Annotated in this window: 11 protein-coding genes; 9 read left to right on the plus strand and 2 right to left on the minus strand. The window is 63.5% G+C overall.

Annotation, left to right across the window (positions count from 1 at the left end; all coding sequences use genetic code 11):
• The first annotated feature begins 61 nt into the window (after nt 1-61).
• From HY962_15180 to glgB, 7 genes are all read left to right on the plus strand, one after another.
• Nucleotides 62-862, plus strand: a complete 801-nt coding sequence (locus HY962_15180) for a hypothetical protein (protein ID MBI5648273.1) — start codon at nt 62-64, stop codon at nt 860-862.
• Nucleotides 863-900: 38 nt separating this feature from the next.
• On the plus strand, nt 901-4,497 hold the full coding sequence (locus HY962_15185; protein MBI5648274.1) for a choice-of-anchor D domain-containing protein: 3,597 nt from the start codon (nt 901-903) through the stop codon (nt 4,495-4,497).
• Complete coding sequence (locus HY962_15190) at nt 4,494-6,536, plus strand: OmpA family protein (GenBank protein MBI5648275.1); 2,043 nt, start codon at nt 4,494-4,496, stop codon at nt 6,534-6,536. Before HY962_15185 ends, HY962_15190 begins: the two co-directional genes overlap by 4 nt.
• Nucleotides 6,533-6,988, plus strand: a complete 456-nt coding sequence (locus HY962_15195; protein ID MBI5648276.1) for a hydrogenase maturation protease — start codon at nt 6,533-6,535, stop codon at nt 6,986-6,988. The genes HY962_15190 and HY962_15195 overlap by 4 nt, the downstream gene beginning before the upstream one ends.
• On the plus strand, nt 6,981-9,959 hold the full coding sequence (locus HY962_15200; GenBank protein MBI5648277.1) for a hypothetical protein: 2,979 nt from the start codon (nt 6,981-6,983) through the stop codon (nt 9,957-9,959). Before HY962_15195 ends, HY962_15200 begins: the two co-directional genes overlap by 8 nt.
• Nucleotides 9,960-10,023: 64 nt before the next feature.
• On the plus strand, nt 10,024-10,713 hold the full coding sequence (locus tag HY962_15205) for a response regulator transcription factor (GenBank protein ID MBI5648278.1): 690 nt from the start codon (nt 10,024-10,026) through the stop codon (nt 10,711-10,713).
• Between the two features lie 117 nt (nt 10,714-10,830).
• Nucleotides 10,831-13,056 carry a 1,4-alpha-glucan branching protein GlgB gene (glgB, locus tag HY962_15210; GenBank protein ID MBI5648279.1) on the plus strand — a complete coding sequence of 742 codons (2,226 nt, stop codon included), beginning with the start codon at nt 10,831-10,833 and terminating at the stop codon, nt 13,054-13,056.
• Between the two features lie 9 nt (nt 13,057-13,065).
• On the opposite strand, the gene HY962_15215 is transcribed toward glgB, so the two are convergent.
• Nucleotides 13,066-15,321: a pullulanase gene (locus HY962_15215; GenBank protein ID MBI5648280.1), complete on the minus strand. Its 2,256-nt coding sequence runs from the start codon at nt 15,319-15,321 to the stop codon at nt 13,066-13,068.
• A 193-nt stretch (nt 15,322-15,514) separates the two neighbouring features.
• Between HY962_15215 and HY962_15220 the strand changes: the two genes are divergently transcribed.
• Both HY962_15220 and speB read left to right on the plus strand, forming a co-directional pair.
• Complete coding sequence (locus HY962_15220; protein ID MBI5648281.1) at nt 15,515-17,230, plus strand: hypothetical protein; 1,716 nt, start codon at nt 15,515-15,517, stop codon at nt 17,228-17,230.
• 23 nt (nt 17,231-17,253) lie between these two features.
• Nucleotides 17,254-18,156, plus strand: coding sequence for an agmatinase (gene speB, locus HY962_15225; protein MBI5648282.1), 903 nt, complete (start codon nt 17,254-17,256; stop codon nt 18,154-18,156).
• A 3-nt stretch (nt 18,157-18,159) separates the two neighbouring features.
• Here speB and HY962_15230 read toward each other — a convergent pair whose 3' ends face one another.
• On the minus strand, nt 18,160-19,269 hold the full coding sequence (locus HY962_15230; GenBank protein MBI5648283.1) for an RluA family pseudouridine synthase: 1,110 nt from the start codon (nt 19,267-19,269) through the stop codon (nt 18,160-18,162).
• Nucleotides 19,270-19,294: the final 25 nt, after the last annotated feature.

Here is a 19,294-nt window from a genome sequence, read left to right on the forward strand (position 1 = left end):
AATTCCCGCGTGTTGTATTTTTGTCTGTTTACATCAAAACACGACTCACGAAGGACAACACATGAGAACTCTGTTTGCGCTGGCCATTGCCTGTCTTTGCGCAGGATCCGCGTTCGCACAGGATCCCGCATCGGTCCGCCCGATCCAGGTGGGACCGCATCTCTCGCTCAACGTCACGAGAAACACAGTGGACTACAAGGTCGCGGGACCGGAACGCGACTGGGGCATGGGAAGCCGCATCGGCGTGATCGGCGACATCCCGGTGGGTGAGGATCTCGCGGTGGTCGCGAGTCTCGACTACTACACACTGTCCTTCAGCGACAAGAACAAAGCCGTCGATGTGACGCCGAACGGAGCGTCCACCGACAAGGACGAGCTATTCCCCGACGGCACATTTCTCACCACCGAAGGATCGTTCAATTACCTCGCACTTACAACGATGTTCCGCGTGAGCAATTTCGCCTTCGGTTTCACCTTCGGCCTGCCGCTTACCGCGACAATCACGAACAGCTTCAATCCCCAGTACCCGATGCCGGTACGCAGGGTCAACACTTCGAACGACGACGTGTACATACTGCAGGAGGACATTTCTCCGCCTTCGTCGGAGCGCGCATTCCTCATCGAGGCGCGGATCGGGGGCGACTTCCCGCTGTACGCGAACGAATCCGGCTCGCTGCACCTGCTGCTGAGCGCCGCGTATCCGCTCACGCAGATGATATCGTCCGCCGCGGGCGAGGATATCGTGACGGATCTCGGCAACGGGCAGAAGAAGATCACGAAGGTGACGTACCTTCCGCATCTGAACGACAATTTCCGTCTGCCGACGCTTTCGCTCGGCGTGTCGTACCTGTTCAATCTGTGATTCCGACGCCGGCACAGCACTGCCGCGCAGCGCGCGGATTGACACACGCACGGGCCACTCACACGGCGGGGATCATTCTGCTCCTCGCCGTGTTTGTTGCGTTCCCGGCACCGGTGTACGCCTCGGCGGCGGCCGCGCGCGTCGTCGTGGATTCGACCGGCACCGTATTCGCCGAGGATGTGGACTACGGCACGGTGTCCGACGACCAATTCCCGAGCGATAAAGTCGTCGCGCTGCGGAATACAGGCGCCACCGCCGTGACCATCGTCCGCGCGGACGTCCGTCCCGGGGCGCCGTTCCGCGTGACCGCGGGACTGCCCGCGACAATTCCCGCGGGCGGCACCGTATGGATGATCGTGCGCTTCCTTGATCCGGGTTCCGAGGGTGCGCAGCAGGACACGCTGCGGTACATGACCCAGACGTCGATGTTTGCCGCGATGACCGTCGCGCGCGGGCAGAAACGATTCCGGCTCAGCATCGGCGCACCGTCCGCGGTTGCGTGTTATCTCGGGCCCTGCGATCCCGGTCCGCTCGACACCGTGGTCGTGCTGCGCAACACCGGCACGAACGAGATAAGCGTGAGCCGCATCGCGCTCACGAACGACTCGAATTTTACACTCACGCCGCCCATACCGATGCCGCGGCGCATCGCAGCAGGCGACAACGTGCGCGTGCCGCTGCGTTTCCAGCCGCGATCCGCGGGCGACAAATACACGACGCTGCAGATCACGAGCAACGCGATGAACGCGCCCTCGCTCACGATTCCCGTCAGCGGCCGCAAGGAATCGGCCGATCTCACCGTGCTCTCGCTGTACTTCGGCAATCTCACGCCCGACCTCTTCCCCGACACGGGGACCGTGTTCATCAAGAACAACGGCACGCTTCCCATACGCATCGACTCGGCCACGTTCGGCGCGAATCCGCCCTTCACCGTGCTGGGCGGACTCCCCGTCACGCTGCAACCCAGCGGCGCGACAAATCTCGCCGTCGAGTTTGCGGATCCCGGAGTCGACGGATACTACTCCGACACCCTGGCCTTCGCGCACGAGCCGCACTGCAGTCCCGTGCGCATCCTCGTGGCAGGCACGCGCATCTCCGCGCCGAAGATTACAGGTCCGTCGACGATACGGTATCCCGATCTGTTCTGCCGTTTCACGACGCGCGACACCTCCATCCTTCTCACCAACACCGGGGCGTTTACACTCACGATCAGCGGTGTGACGGTGACCGGCGATCCCGCGTTCAGCATCCCGTCGCGGATGCCGAAGAACATTCCCGCGGGGCGTTCCGACACGCTGACACTGCGCGTGCGCGCGACCGCCGCGGGCTTCAGATCCGCGTCCATTCTCATCGCCAGCAACGCCGTAAATGAGCCGCTGCTGCCGGTGAACGTCTTCGCGCTCGCCGACACCCCGCGTGTGCGCATCGACGAAGTGCATTTTGGCCGCGTGCCGCTCACTGCCTTCCCGGCTGTCCGCACGGTGTACGTGCACAATCCGGGCGTCGTCGCGGTGCGGCTCGATTCACTGCTGTTCCTGCCCGCGGGACGATTCACGGCCTCGGCCTCCTTCCCCATGACAATTGGCCCCGGCGATTCGTCGGCGGTGGACATCGTCTTCGAAGCCCCGACAGCCGACGGCATGATCACGGCCTATATGGTGCCGCAGCATCAGCCCACATGCACGCCCGTGCCCGTGCTGGTGGACGGGGAACGGCTCTCGCTTCCCCTCATATCCTCGCCCGAGGCCATCGAATTCGGACTGCTGCTCTGCCCCGACGCGTCGCGCGACACACTGCTGCGCATCGACAATACCGGAGGTTCGGATCTTCTTCTCTCGAATATTGCGCTGACGGGCGATCCCGCCTTCTCCGCGACGCTTCCCGCGCTTCCCGCGCGCATCGCGCCCGAGAGCGCGCTGTACCTGCCCGTCCGTTTCGCACCGCAAGGGAGCGGCCTCTTCACGGGACGTGTCGAGATCACGAGCAACGCCGTGAATCAGCCGTTCCGCACGGTGACGCTGCGCGGACGCAAGGACTCGGTCCTGCTCTCCGCTCCGCGTCTCGATTTCGGCACACGCCAGCCGACGCAACTTCCCGTCGTGCGGGGCACGGACGCGCGCAACAGCGGCAATGTGGACGCACGCGCGATCTCCGCGCGTTTCGCCCGCGGCATCGCGTACACGCTCGACACGCCGCCGCCCGCGCAGATCGCTGCGGGCGCGCAGGCGACCATCTCCGTGTCTTTCGCCCCGCCCGGCGACGGCACATACGACGACACGCTGATCATCGAATACGAGCCATCGTGCGCGACGCTGCGCATTCCCCTCAGCGGCGCACAGGTGACACGACCTGAAATGAGCGGACCCGCGGCGCTGGACTTCCCGCGCCTCACCTGCGACGGCACCGTGCGCGACACCGTCATCGTGATCCGGAATATCGGAGGCACGGATCTTTTTATCTCGGATGGACGTATCGACGGCGACGCGGACTTCCTCTTCGAACCGCCGTTCACACCCTTCGCCATCCCGCGTCGCGACAGCGCCCGCGTGGGTGTGCGCTTCCGTCCGTTGGCCGCGGGCGACCGCGCGGCCCTGCTCACACTCACAAACAATGCGTCGGGCACCACCACACTGCAGGTGCCGCTGACAGGCCGCAAGGAGCAGGTATCGCTCGCGGCGCAGTCCCTCGCATTTGGCACCGTCGTCCGCGCTTCCATGCCCGCCCGCCGCGCCGTCTGGGTGCGGAACACGGGCACCATGGCCGTGACACTCCGCACACATACCGCTGCGGCGCCGTTCACGCTCGAGACCCCCCTGCCGCGCACCATCGCCGCGGGCGATTCGACGCTTCTCGATATCCTTTTCGACGAAACGGCCACGGATGCGTCGGCGAAAACCGACATCACCTTCACGACAGACCCGGATTGTGGCGTCCTGCTGCTGACCGTGAGCGGAGAGCAGGTGACACCCGCCGCGCGCATCGAAGTGGGCAGCGCCACGGCGGCTCCCGGCGCGGTGGTGGAGATCCCCGTCACCCTGCGCGACGCGAGGCATCTGTCCTTCGCCAACATCAGCGGATACCGGCTCCGCCTGCGTTTCAACCGCACCCTGCTGCGGCCGCTCTTCTCGCCCGCGGGACAAACGGCCGTGAACGACCGCGTGATCGATCTGGATCTGCCCGCACAGGCGGATGCACAGGACCACCTTGCCGTGCTGCGCTTTGAAGCCGCGCTCGGAAACGACAGCAGCACCGCGCTATCCATCGACACCATCGAGAGTGTGGGCGGGCGTGTTGATATCGCGGCCGTGCCCGGACGATTCACGCTTGACCGTCTCTGCCGCGAGGGCGGCGTGCGCCTGCTGAATCCCGACGGTGAAATCGCCCTGTATCAGAATACGCCGAATCCGTTTAATCCGCAGACGACCATCACCTACGAGGTGATCGAACAGGCACCGACACGCCTGACCGTACTCGACCGCGCCGGGCGCACCGTGGCTGTGCTTGTGGACGGCCTCGTACCTCCGGGAAAATACTCGGTGGTCTTCGACGCCTCGGCCCACGCAAGCGGCGTGTACATCGCGGTGCTCGAGACAGCGACGCAGGTGCTGACACGATTGATGGTTGTGATGAAATGACGCGGCTTCGCGGACGTGTGTTCCGGACCGGGCGGCTGCTGCTGCTCTCGGCCGCCTGCGCCTTCGTCTGGCCTGCCGCGCAGGCACAGGACGACACGCTCGCGCGGCATACCTCGTACGGTGTTTTCGGCGGCGCGGGATGGAACCTTCATCGCGCCGATTTCCGCGCGCTGCCCGGCGTGCCTAACTGTTGTCCGTCCTTCACTGAAGGCGGAGGCCTCGGATACGCCGCGGGCGTGTTGACCGAATTTCCCTTCTCCGCCCGCTGGGCTCTTGCGCTTCGCGCGGGTCTCGCGCAAAGCGGCGCCGTCTTGACCGCACGCGAAGGCACCTATCTCATCGCGGGCGAGGAGACCGTACCGGGGGAATTCGAACATCGGATCGAGATATCCATTTTCAGCGCAGGACTCGAACCCTCCGCAACGTACCGCGTGGCGGGTCCGCTGCGTGTCCATGCCGGACTGCGCGCGGGGCTCGTGCTGTCGACGCGCTATGAACAGCGCGAGACGATCGTGCTGCCCGTGAACCGCGGCACCTTTCTCGAGAACGGCCTGCGCACACGCAACGAAAGCAACGGTGTCATTCCCGAGGCGGGCGCCATGCAGCTTGCCATCAGCGCGGGCCTCAGCGTGGAATTGCCGTTGAATGCACGGGGCACCCTGTTCGCCGCGCCGGAGGTATTCGCGAGTTACGCATTGACACCCGTGGTCACCGGCTACGCCTGGCATGCGCACGCCCTGCGCGCCGGCCTCTCCGTATTCTACCGACGCAAGGACGATCCGCCGCCCCCGCCGCCTCCGCCGCCCCCTCCGCCTCCGCCCGTGCGCGAGCCCGTGCTGGCGGCCGAGCTGCGCGCTTTCGGCGTCGACGATCAGGGGAAGGACAGTCCGAACGCGCGTGTGCGCATCGAGGAATTCATCGGCGCGCAGATGCGCCCGCTGCTGCCCTTTGTGTTCTTCGGCGAGAACAGCGACACGATCCCGTCCCGCTACAGGCAGTTGACGCGCGAAAGCGCCGGCGCCTTTCACGTCGGCTTGCTGCACGAGGCGAATGCGATCGGCGTGCATCACGATGTGCTGAACGTGATCGGCAAGCGGTTGACAGAACATCCCGACGCCGTGATCACGATCACCGGGTGTAATGCCGACGAGGGTCCGGAGAAGCGCAACATCGCGCTCTCGCGTCGCAGGGCTGAGCGTGTGCGCGCATATCTGCGCGACGTGTGGGGCATCGGTGACCGCCGCATGGAAATACGGGTGCGGAATCTGCCCGTCATGAATTCGAGCATCGCCGACGCGGACGGCGCCGAGGAAAACCGCCGCGTGGAGATCAGCGCCGCGGACTGGAGCATACTGCAGCCCGTGCTGACGCGCGACACCATGCGCCTCGCGACGCGGCCCATCATTCGTTTCCGTCCCACGATCACCGCCGAGTCGGGCCTGGCGTCATGGCGCGTGTCCGTGCGGCGCGCGGGCACCGTGGTCGCCTCGTTCGACGGCACGGAGATGCCGCCCGAGGTGTTGAGCTGGGACATCACGGGCCGCGACGGCCTCTCGTTCGAAGACACGACGTCGCTCGAGTACAACATGGATGTGACCGACCTGCGCGGAAAGCGTATTGTAACCGAGAGCAGGGGCATCGCCGTGGACCGGCTGACCGTGCAGATGAAGCGCACCGAACGCATCGAGGACAAGCTCATCGACCGCTACGCGTTGATCCTGTTCGATTTCAACAGCGCGGAACTGCGCGGCCCGAACCGCGTGATCGTCGATTCGATTCGCGCGCAGTTGCGCCCGAATTCCACCGTGTTTGTGACGGGGTACAGCGACAGGTCGGGCGAGGAAAACTACAACAAGGACCTCAGCGCGCGCCGCGCGCAGGAAGTGCTGCGCACGCTTGGAACGACGAACGGTTTCTCGGCCGGACTCGGTGAAAGCGTGCGCCCCTACGACAACGAGTCGCCCGAGGGCCGCACATGCAGCCGCACCGTGCAGGTGCGCGTCGAGACCCCGGTCGCCTACGAACCCGACACGCCGTGAGCGGCGCCGGCACCGTGCTGCTGTGCATCGGCAACACGCTGCGCCGCGACGACGGAGCGGCGCACGCGCTCGCCGACCTGCTTGCAGCGCGCGCGGCCGCGGGTCTGCACATCGTGCGCGCGTTCCAGCTTCTGCCCGAACACGCGGAACACCTCGCCGCGGCCGCGCGCGCGGTGCTCTGCGACGCCGCACTCCCCGACGGCCGCCCGCCGCACATCGTCGCGCACACGCCCGATCCCGGCGCCGTGTCCGGACTGCACGGCCCGGGACTTGACGCGCTCGCGGCGCTCGCGCTCACAGTGTACGGACGTTGCGCGGATCTCTTCGTGTGCAGCATCCCCTGCCACGATTTCTCACACGGCGAAGGACTCAGCCCCGAGGCCCGCACAAACGTCGCCGCCGCCGCGGTCCTGCTCGGTCAATTTCTCGATGCGGAGCATGGTCATGCCTGACATCGCACGACACACCACCGCCCGCACCCTCCCCCTTGTGCGTGTGCTCGCGGCGCTGCTCATAACTCTCTGCGTCGCGGCGCCGGCTCATGCGCAGAAGCTCTCGTTCCACGGCTACTCCGTCCGCGACGGCCTCCCCAGCAATTACATCACCTATTTCGCACAGGACTCGGACGGCTACCTCTGGATCGCCACACCCGACGGCATCGCGCGCTTCGACGGCATCAACTGGCGCGTATGGACTACGGACCATGGTCTACCCGACAACTACGCCCATGCCATCGCCATCGCGCCCGGAGCAACAAAGGACGTGTACATCGGCACGCTCCGCGGTCTCTGCCGCATGCGCGACGGTCGCATCGAGCGCGTACGGCTCGGTGTGTCGCAGGAATCCAACTGGGTGCGCGACCTGCATTTCGACGCGGCGGGCACGCTGTGGGCTGCGACCGCCGACGGACTGTACCGCTACGACAACAGCCGCGCAACGCGCGTCGCCCCCGAGGGTTTGTCCCCGAACTGCGCGCGCGTGCACAGCACCCCTGATGGAGCGTTATGGGTGTTGGGTCCCGCGGGTCTGTACCGCTACGATCCACGTGTGCGCGCCGGTCAGCTCATCGATTCGTCGCGCGGTTCGTACGCGGGTGCCAACGGTATGCACATCGATGGTGACGGGCACATCTTCGTTTTCTCCCGCGACAGCACGATACTCGAATTCCGCGAGAACAGGTTCTACCGCAGGCACGACTTCAAACCCGTGCAACCCCTGTCGATGACACACGACGATCACGGGCATGTGTGGGTCGCGACGTCCAACGGTCTCTACTTCGCGACGTCCATCGACAAACTGGATCCCGTCGACATGATACGCTACGGCACGGAGAACGGACTGCTCGCCGATGGATTGAACAGCGCATTTTTCGACCGTGAAAAAAATCTGTGGTTCGGCACCGAAGGACGGGGCATGATGAAGCTGGAAGACGCGCACATCATGATCTTCGACGGCGTGGACCTGACAGGCAAGGGCGTCAGCGACCGCGACGGACATGTGTGGGTCTCCTCCCGTGCCGGCCTCTGGGAGTTCTGGAATTCGAGCACCGGGTGGCGTCGCTTCCTGCACACCATCCGACCCGAGTGGGGTCCGCGATTTCCCTTCCATCTCGAACTCGATCATCGCGGTGATCTCTGGGCCGCCTTCGACGGGGGCGGCATCACGTGTTTCGATGTGCGCGTGAAAACGCCCGGAGGCACCGCCCTGCGTGTGAAACGGCGCGTGCTGCCCGCGCCCGGACTGCCCGTCCCCGGATCCTTCGTCTTCGCCATCGACACGGCCGACCGCATCTACTACGGCGTGCCGAATCAGGGCATCGTGATCGCGTCGGTGCGCGGACCGGTGCGCCTCATCGCGCATCTCACCGATTCCTCCCGCGTTCCGTTGAATGTGTACAGCATGCATGTGGACGAGAGCGGCACCGTGTGGTGCGGCGGAGTCAACGGCAAACTCTCGGGCATCACCTTCTTCAACGAGAGGAAACCGAGCATCATGACCATCGGCCCCAACGACGGGCTGCCGCCGAGTGTGATCCGCGCGATACTGCGACGCCGTGAAAACATGTGGATTGGCACGTCTTCGAATGGCTTCGGTTTGATCGAACACGGCAAGGTGATTCCCTACACGACAAGCAACGGACTCATCGCCGACCGCGTCTGGTGTTTTGCCGCGGGTCATGACGGCCGCATCTGGATCGGGACGCAGCTCGGACTCGCGTCGGTATCGGAAAAGAAACCCAAGTTTTTTGAATACAATCAGGACCTCACCGACAGCCCCGTGTATTCCTGCGGCATCCGCCCCGACGGCAGTCTGTGGGCAGCGACGCGGTTTGCGGTGACGATCTACGACTACCTGCGCGCATCGAAGGACTCGCTCGCTCCCGACATCACCATCACACGATTCCTGGTGAACGGAAGCGACCGTACACATCGTGGCCGTCTCGCGCTGTCGGCGTCGGAGAACAGTTGCCGCATCGAATTCACCTGTGTCACCATGAGACAGCCCGAGGACGTGCGTTTCGAGTACCGCCTCGAGGGCGTCGACACGGCGTGGCAGCAGACGCGCGAGCGAAGCGTCACGCTCGCAGCGCTGCTTCCCGGCGAATATGTGTTCTACGTGCGCTCGGTCCGCGCCAACGGCGTGCAAAGCGTCGTGCCGGCGCGTATCGCGTTCGAAATCGGCCGCCCCTTCTGGCAGCAGGCATGGTTCATTCTGGTGATGCTGCTGCTCGTGAGTGCGGGTGTGTATGTGCCTCTGCGTGCCCGTGTCACACGGCTCCTCGAGATCGAGCGCATACGCGCGCGCATTGCCGCGGATCTGCACGACGACATCGGCTCGGGTCTGACGCGCATCGCGCTGATGACCGAGGTGCTCATGCGGCAGATGATGGGCGCGCGTGGGACGTCCGCCGGGATGAGCGCAACGCCGGGACTGCTCGAACCACTGCAACGCATCGGCGCAATTTCGCGCGAGCTGGTCGACGGCATGACCGATGTGGTGTGGTCCATCGATCCGCGCAACGACGCGTTTTCCAAACTCATGCAGCGCATCAAGGTGCACGCGGTGGAAGTGTGCGAAGCGCGCGACATCAGTCTGCACTTCGATGTGCCGCCGGTGCCGGGTGATCCATCGCCAGGATCGGACGTGAGCCGTGCGCTGTTGCTTGTCGCGAAGGAAGCCCTGCAGAACATCGTCAAACACGCCGACGCGACGCAGATCCACATCCGGCTCTGCATCTGCGAGCGCGACTGGCAGCTCAGCATCTCCGACAACGGACGCGGTTTCGACGAATCCACGCTCTCGCGCATCAACGGACTCGAGAACATGCGTTCCCGTTTACGGAAGAGCGGCGGCCGACTCGAGATCACATCCGCGCCCGGCCGCGGTACACACATCGAGGCGCGCCTGCCACTGCGCGGATAAACTGCACGTTTGTGCAGTTGATAGGCCCGGCGCCTCCGCGTAGATTGCGTGCTGCCCCCCGAACATGCCCAGCGCTCCAGAGGAATACACCGTGCCCGTGGACGATCAGAAACGACACGACGAAATTATAAAGGTCGCCATCATCGATGACGATGAGGACATCCGCAATGGCCTCGGCTGGGTCATCGAATTCTCCGATGGCTACGTGCTCACCGGCACCTACAAGAGTTGCGCCGACGCGCTGGAGCACATCGAGGAAAACCTCCCCGACGTGGTATTGATGGACATCGGTCTGCCCGGACGCAGCGGCATCGAATGTGTGCGCGCGTTGAAGGAGGCATTTCCCGCCGTGCAGGTGATCATGCAGACGGTGTACAGCGACGACGACAAGATCTTCGAATCGCTGCGCGCAGGCGCCGTCGGATACATCCTGAAAAAGACCCCCACCGTCAGCGTGCTGCAGGCGGTGAGCGACGCGCATGCGGGCGGCGCGCCCATGTCGGGCGAGATCGCGAGGAAGGTGCTCACTTTTTTCCAGACGCCGAAGGAAGACGACGGCATGGCGTCGCTCTCCGCCCGCGAGACCGACGTGCTCGAGGCGTTGGTGGAAGGCCACAGCTACAAGGCCATCGCGGAGAAACTGTTTGTCTCCGTGCACACCGTGCGTTTCCACCTGCACAACATTTACGAGAAGCTCCACGTCAACTCCCGCGCCGAGGCCGTCGCAAAATTGATGAAACACCGCAGGGCCTGATGCGCGACGCGCACCCGCATCGTCATCCCCGTTCGCGGTTTCCCGCGCCCCGTCATACCTCCATTCGCCGAAGTGCCGTATATTAGAGAATTCGAATTCTCTATCCGGGATCCGCGCATGAAAACCACCGCCTCCGTCGAGGATGTCTTTCGTATCATCTACACCGAGCACCACGATCCGTACACCGTGCTCGGCATACACAGGATATCTCTGCGAAAGAAACCCTCCGTGGCCGTGCGGGCCTTTCTTCCCGCGGTCGTGCAGGCATGGGTCGTGCGCGAGGGCGAAAACGGCGCACGCGTCGAAACGGTGATGGAACGTGTCCATGCGGAGGGCTTTTTTGAAGCGGTGTTCAAGGGCGAATCCGACGTGTTCCCCTACATGCTCAAGACCGTCGGCTACGACGAAGAGGAACGGGTCTTCCACGATTCTTACGCCTTCCTGCCGCAACTGACGGACTTCGACCTGCATCTCTTCAACGAGGGCAATCACTACAAGATCTACAACAAACTCGGCGCGCACTATGTGGAGATCAACGGCATCGGGGGCATTGAATTCGCCGTCTGGGCTCCGAACGCGCGCAGCGTCAGTGTAATCGGATCGTTCAACAATTGGGACCGCCGTATGCACGCGATGCGTGTGCTTGGCGGCTCCGGCGTGTGGGAGATATTTATTCCCGGGCTGGACGCGGGCGAGTTGTACAAGTTCGAAATCAAATCGAAGGACGGATACGTCCTCGACAAGACCGATCCGTTCGCAGCGGCGATGGAAGTGCGCCCGCGTACCGCATCGCTCACGCACCGCAGTTATCATACCTGGGACGATGCGGCATGGATGAAACAGCGCCGGGGCACCGATGCGGCCAACACGCCGATGTCGATTTACGAGGTGCATCTCGGTTCCTGGCGCAGACCCGAAAAGCACAATCCCGAACATGCGCTGTTCGGCGGCGTGACCTATCGCGGCATGGCCCCGCAGCTCGCGGCGTATGTGAAGGAGATGGGCTACACACACATCGAATTGCTGCCGATCATGGAGCACCCCTTCGACGGCTCGTGGGGCTACCAGGTGACCGGCTACTACGCGCCGAGCAGCAGATTCGGATCGCCCGATGATTTCCGCTGGTTCATCGACTTCATGCATCGCGAGGGCATCGGTGTCATTCTCGACTGGGTGCCGGCGCATTTCCCGAAGGATCAGCACGCCCTCGGACGTTTCGACGGCACCGCCCTGTTCGAACACGCCGATCCGCGCAAGGGCGAGCACATGGACTGGGGCACGTTCATCTTCAACTATGGGCGCAACGAGGTGCGCAATTTCCTCATCGCGAACGCCCTGTACTGGATCGACGAATTCCATATTGACGGCCTGCGCATCGATGCCGTCGCCTCGCTGCTGTACCTCGATTATTCGCGCAAGGAAGGCGAGTGGATCCCCAACGAATTCGGCGGCCGCGAAAATCTCGAGGCAATTAACTTCCTGCGCCAGCTCAACTGGGCCGTCCGCGTCAATCATCCCGGCGCCATCGTCATCGCGGAAGAATCGACATCCTTCACCGGTGTGACACATCCTGCCGACAGCAACGGCCTCGGCTTCGATTTCAAATGGAACATGGGCTGGATGCACGACATGCTCGAGTATTTCCAGAAGGATCCCCTCTTCCGCAGATACCATCACAACAATCTGACCTTCGGCCTCCTCTACGCGTTCACCGAACAATTCCTGCTTCCGATTTCACACGACGAGGTGGTGCACGGCAAGGGTTCGCTCATCGGCAAGATGCCGGGCGACTACTGGCAGCGTTTCGCAAACATGCGCGCCTTCCTCGGCTTCATGTACGCGCACCCGGGCAAGAAGCTGCTGTTCATGGGTCAGGAGTTCGGCCAGTGGAATGAATGGAATCATGACGACGAACTCGACTGGAATCTGCTTGCCTTCGACGCACACCGCCAGTTGCAGACGTGGGTGAAGGACCTCAACACCCTCTACCGCAACGAACCCGCCCTGTTCGAGATCGACACATCATGGCAGGGTTTCGCGTGGATCGATTTGCACGACGCGAATCACAGCATGCTGTCGTTCGAGCGCGTCGCGCGCAACGGTGAACGTGTCGTCGTCGTCTGCAATTTCACGCCGACCGTGCATGAGCATTACCGGCTGGGCGTCAGCGAGCCGGGAGTGTACCGCGAGCTGCTGAACAGCGACTCCGAGTTTTACGGCGGCAGCGGTGTGGGCAACGGCGGAGCGGCGAGCACGGACGATGTTCCGCACCACGACAGACAGCAGTCGCTGCTTCTGCGTGTGCCGCCGTTGGGCGTCCTGTTTCTGAAGAGGAACGACTGACGCCGCGTGTCAGTGCGCCGTATCCGCGTCACGAAACACGGCGGCGGACACGCGCACAAGCACCATCGCCGTGCCCGCGGGCACATCCACCGATCCGCCCTGCAATGTTCTGATGGCAGTAGCGCCGGCGCGCTCGCCGTCGGCATACACGCGCCACAGACCGTCTGGAATCGTGTAACGCGCCGTCGTGCCGTGATTGGCGTTGAGAAGCACCGCGATCATGTCGCCCGAGGGGACGGGCGCGTCGATCACAAAGCCGCTGGCGACGGATACATCGGGTACGAGGAACGTGTACGCGCGCGGAGGCGCGTGGCGTAACGGCCGCAGTGCGGCACGCAGGGCGATCAGTCCGCGGTAATACGCGAGAAGGTCCGCGTTGAGATCCGCGTGCAGCCAGTTGATCCAATTGGTCTCGTCGTCCTTCTCGTAGCTGTTGTGGTCGAGCATACCCGGCGTCGTGCCGCTCAGGCGCCGCCGCGCGATCACCTTGCTGCGGCCGAATTCCTGTCCGTGATGAATCATCACCGCCCCCTGCGATACAAACAGCATACACGCCGCGAGGCGTTGAATGCGGAGCTGCGTGCCGCTGAGCAGCGCGTTTTTGGTCTGGTCGCGCACGGGCTGATGCTCGCGCGCCTCGCCGCATCCCAGCCGCACGAAATCGCCGAGTGTGTACCCGTCGTGTGACGCCAGGTAGTTCACCGAATGCGCGGCGTCGTGCAGCGGACCGCCGCTCTCGGTGATACATCCGAGTATCCAGCGTCCGAAGGCCTCGGGAGGATTCCATCCCCACTGTCCGAAGATGAAACCCGGGGCCGATGGCGACACTCCTTTCACGCCGTTGCGGAACACGTCGTTCCACGAAGGCATGGTGAGACGCGAGAATCGCGCGAGATCGTACGAGCCGCCGCCCCAGGGTTCGGCGATGAGCACGACCCGCGGATTGATCGATTCGGCTCGGGCGCGGATGGCGGCGAACGTCTCGTCGTCGATCATCGCCGCGAGGTCGAAGCGGAATCCGTCGACATGGTATTCGGTCATCCAATGCGCGATGCTCTCGACGATGAGTCGGCGCGCCATGGGCCGCGCGGTGTGCAGATCGTTGCCGCAGCCGCTGCCGTTGCCCAGGTTCCCTCGCGCGTCGGAACGGTAGTAGTACAACGCGTCGACACGCTTGAGCGGCTGCTCGTCGTACTGCGAAGTGTGATTGTACACCACGTCGAGAATCACCGCGATGCCCGCGGCGTGCAGCGATTTGATCAGCGACTTCAATTCCGTTACATGCCTGCATGACACGTCGTTCCACAATCCCGGCTGCGACACCGATCCGGTGGCGTACGTGGGCTCGGGCGCGAAGAAATACGAGGTCATGTATCCCCAGTGATTCCGCTCGTAGGGATTCCATGTGTTGCAGAGGCCTTCGCTGGTGCGCTGCATGTAAGGTGGCTCGATGGACGCAAAGTGCTGCACCGGAAGCAGCTCCACCGCGTTCACTCCCAGCTCGGCCAGGTAGCCGATGCCTCCGCGTCCGCGTGCCGCGGCGAGACCGGTGTACGTCCCCGCGTGTTCCTCGTCGACCTCGCTCGACGCGTGCGCCGTCATATCGCGCACATGCATCTCGTAGATCACGAGGTCGCGAGCCGCGATGGGAACCGGGGCGTCGTCGCCCCAGTCGAAGTCGGGGATGCGCATGGGCAGCACCGCGCGGGCTTCGTGCCGGTAGCTGTTCCGCGTCACGACGGCCCGCGCGTACGGATCCGCGATGGGTCCGGGCAGATCGAGTTCCATGCCGGGCGCGGGGGGCGCGTCGACGCGGTACGAATAGTAGTTCCACTCCGGCTGTTCATCGAGCGCTATTTCCCACACGCCCGATTCGTCCATGTCCATCGCGAAGAGCGTTCCGAACGCGTCGTCGAGAGTGGCCTGCAATTGCAGTATCACGGAAGTCGCACGCGGCGCGAAGAGGCGGAACACGAGCAGTCCGCCTGCGCGTGTGCAGCCCAGTTCCTTGTCCGACACGAAGGCGTCGAAGACGCCGTCGGGAATGACGGGCGCGCTTCCCGCATTATGCACGAAAAGTGTGTACGACTTGCGCAGATCTAGTTCGTCGGTGTGCAGCACACACATGTTCTCGAGCGACTCGAGCGCGGCGATGCGCACGCGCGGGGCGACGGTGATGTCGCCGACCGTGAGATGGCCGACCGTATGGTCGAAGCGCAGCACGATTCTGTTGCGCGCCTGGAGTTGTGCCGAAAGGAGATGCATTGGTGAGGGATTTCGCGTGGTGAGCGACAGCCATGAAAATACAAAACATCGTGCACGCTTCCGCATTGCCTCCCCACGCTCCTGGCTGCGCCTCGCACGGCATCTTGGAAGTGGAGCCGTAATGGCAGTATTTTTATGGGTTGAGGACTGCACGCCTTTCGTGTATACCCGCATTTCACCGCACCCGACCCGAATGATCACACGACGACCCGCCCTCCGCTTCGCCCTGATCCTTTTCCTGTTCCTGCCAGCGATTGCCGCTCGGCTGTCTGCACAACATGTCTGCGGCACGCGCGAACGACCGGAGGTTCCTACAACGCAGGATATCTACCAGCACACCGGCTGCCATCTCCCCGCAAGCGGCACCATCCGCGCGCTCGTCCTGTTCATCCAGACAAAGAACGACACGCAGCAGGACCCGGAGTGGCCCCTCGGCGAACTTCCGAAATGGGCGGACGAGTACACGAGGGACATTGCGGCCTACTTCACAACGATGTCGGGAGGCCGCCTCTCGCTGCAACTCGACATACATCCCGCCGGACTCACCACTTTCCGGTCGGAATACGACTATCTGAACGAGAACAAACGCCTCGGCGAAGCCACCAAGGACCTGCTCAAATCGCTCGACACGCAGATCGATTTCACGCAGTACGACAACTGGAAGAGTGAATCGCGGCCCTACTATGTCGTGCCAGGAACCGACGGACGCGTCGATCTTATCATCGCCATTTACCGGCGCTGCGAAAGCGGCGCGTTCTTTTATTTCTCCGGAGTATCGGATCTTAATTTCGCAGGATACCTGCCGCTCAACGACAACGACAAATTCATCTACGGCGGCAGCGGATCGTACGACGACGCGGCCTCCTCGGGCATTACCGTCACACACTCGCCAGGGAGCGGCATCGTCATCGGTCGCGAATGGGCCGTCCTGGTTTCGGTGCACGAGATTTTGCACAAGGTGTACGGCGAAGGACACCCCGCCGAACTCTTCGGCCGCCTCGGCGTCCTGAGCATGAGTTCCGGCGGACTCGGCATGCACAGCTTCGAGCGGCACATGCTCGGCTACATCAAGTATGCGGTGCTCCCGGAGTTACAAGACACGACCATCACACTGCACGACTACATGTCGAGCGGCGAGGCGGCCGCGGTACCGATACCTGACGCGCCCGGCTGGTACTATGCGCTCGAATTCAGAAACCGGACCTCCCGGTACGATTCTGCTCCGGCGAAGGGTGTGTACATCGCGCGCATCTACGATTCGTGGAGCAGAAGCCAGAAGGAAATACACATCATGCCCGCGAGCGGTAACTGGCTCTGGGCGGTCGACACGGTGAAGGGCGGAATTTTCCGCACTGTGGAAGCACCCCTGCTCGGCTACAACAACTATCAGAAGATTCCCGTCAACGGCAAGCCGTATTACGCGGCGGGATGGGACGGGGATCCGGCCTCGGCATTCACCATGGCGCATTCGCGTCTGAATCCCTGGACGAATCCCACGACGGAATTCATCCTCCGCAAGGACACCATCCGGCCGAACATCTACATCACGCTGCGCTCCATGACCGATTCGACCGCGACGATCGATGTCGGACATCAGCCGCCCGCAATCCTTGGACTGGACGACGCCGCGCCCGCGGAATCCGCCCTCGGCGCGCCATACCCGAATCCCGCCAGTGCCTCACAATCCGGCAGCGTATACGTACCGTACATGCGGCACGGCTCCGCGCCGTTTTCCCTGCGCCTGTGCGACGCGCTCGGACGCGACGTGGCCACTCTTTCCAGCGGATCCGAAACACACGGCGTTCACACGGCGCGGCTCGCCCTCGCGGGTCTCGCCCCGGGCATGTACTGGTGTGTCCTGCGCAACGGCGACATGCTGCGTGTACAGCCCCTCCGCGTCCTCCGTTAATCACACACCGTCCAATCCCGCATATGCCTGTTCCCGTCCTCCCCGAGTCGAAGAATTTTCTCGGTATCCCGCGCGCGAACTCGTCCTACGAATCGTCGCGCATCGGCATCCTGAGCGCACCGTACGAGCATACGGTATCCTACGGCGGCGGCACGGGCAAGGGTCCCGCCGCCATACTCGCGGCCTCGCACTATGTGGAATTCTGGGACGAGGAGTACAAGCGTGAACTCTGTTTTGACGCAGGCATCACCACGCTGCGTCCGCTCTCGTTCGAGAAGCTGCGCGACGCGCGGGCGCTGACGCGTATCGAGGACGCCGTGCGGCGCCTGCTCGACGATGGCAAATTCGCCGTGACACTCGGCGGCGAGCACACGATTTCCGCCGCGCCGATCAAGGCGCATTTCGAGAAGCATCCACGGATGAGTGTGCTGCAATTCGATGCACATTCCGACTTGCGCCTTGCGTACCAGGGCACACCATTCAGCCACGCATCGGTGATGGCCCGTGTGGCGGAGTTCTTCCCTCCTTCGCGCATCGTGCAGGTCGGCATCCGCGCGCAGTGCATCGAAGAATACCGCATGATCGAACAGCAGGGCATTCACACGTTTTTCGCGCGTGATCTGCACGCGGGAACGCACGGCGAGAATTGGCGCGCATCAGTGCTGGACACGCTCGGCGACGAGGTGTACATCACCTTCGACGTCGATTATTTTGATCCGTCGATCATGCCCGCCACCGGGACACCCGAGCCGGGCGGCTTCCAATGGGACGAAACGATGGAACTCCTGTCGATGATCGGCAGGTCGCGGCGCATCGTGGGCTTCGACGTGGTGGAACTTGCGCCGATGCGGGGCTTCCCCTTCCCCTCCTTCCTCGCCGCGAAACTCGTGTACAAGATGCTCAACGCCGCCTTTGTCGGGCGCTGAGTCTCAACCGCCGTAGTATTCCTCGAGTCGCGAGATCGCCTCGCTGAAATCCGCGGGCGGCTGTGCCTCGAAAAACACCCTCTCGCGTGTGACGGGATGCACAAACCCGAGTGTGCGCGCGTGCAGGGCCTGATGATCGAGCAGATCGAGCAGGCCGGCGACAAACATCTTGTACCGTTGCGTGACCGCACCGTACAGGATACGGCGTCCGCCGTAGGTCGGATCGCCGAGCAGCGGATGGCGTAGATGCGCGAGATGCGCGCGGATCTGATGCGTCCTCCCCGTGCGCAGCCGGAGCCGGAGAAGGACAAAACTCTCGTACTGTCTCTCGACTTTGTATCCCGTCACCGCCGGCTTGCCGTCGTCGATCACGGCCATGCGTTTTCGGTCGCTGCGGTGCCGTCCGAGCGGCAGGTCGATGAGGCCCTCGTCCTCGGGCATGGTGCCCCAGGCCAGCGCCATGTACTCGCGGTCGACGGTATGGTCCGCGAACTGCCGCGCGAGAAAGTGGTGCGCAAGCGACGTCTTCGCCACGCACAGAAGTCCCGAGGTGCCCTTGTCGAGCCGGTGCAGTATGCCCGCGCGCTCGGTGCCGCGCTCGAGCGACAGGTGCGCGGTGTGATGCATCAGTGCATTGACCAATGTGCCGGAGTAGTTGCCGTACGCGGGATGTGTCACCATCGCCGCCGGCTTGTTAACCACAAGCACGTCATCGTCCTCGAAAACGATGTCGAGCGGAATATTCTCGGCGACGATGTCCGGCGGCGGCGGCTTGGGCACCGTACACACAACCACCTCGCCCGGCAACACGGCCCGGCCGGGTTTTGTCGTGACGCGCCCGTCCACTGTCACGCCACCCGCCTCGATGAGATGCTGCACCTTGGTCCGTGTGGCGTTCTGCACACTGCGGGTGATGAACTGATCGAGTCGCACACGCGCGGCATTGGGTGCGGCGCGTATGGTGTAGATGGTCTCGTTGACCGAATTCAGGAGTTCCGCATCCTGTTCGTCCTCAATGAGGTAGTCTTCCGCGGAATCCGCTTCGTCCGCATCGTCGGGTGCGGCGTCGTGAAACTCGAGGCCGGCGTCCTCGCGCTCATCCGACGTGTTCATCCTGCGGCGTCCGGGCGAATCGTGA

Source organism: Ignavibacteriota bacterium (genome assembly GCA_016218045.1).
In the GTDB taxonomy this organism is placed as follows: Bacteria; Bacteroidota; Ignavibacteria; order SZUA-365; family SZUA-365; genus JACRFB01.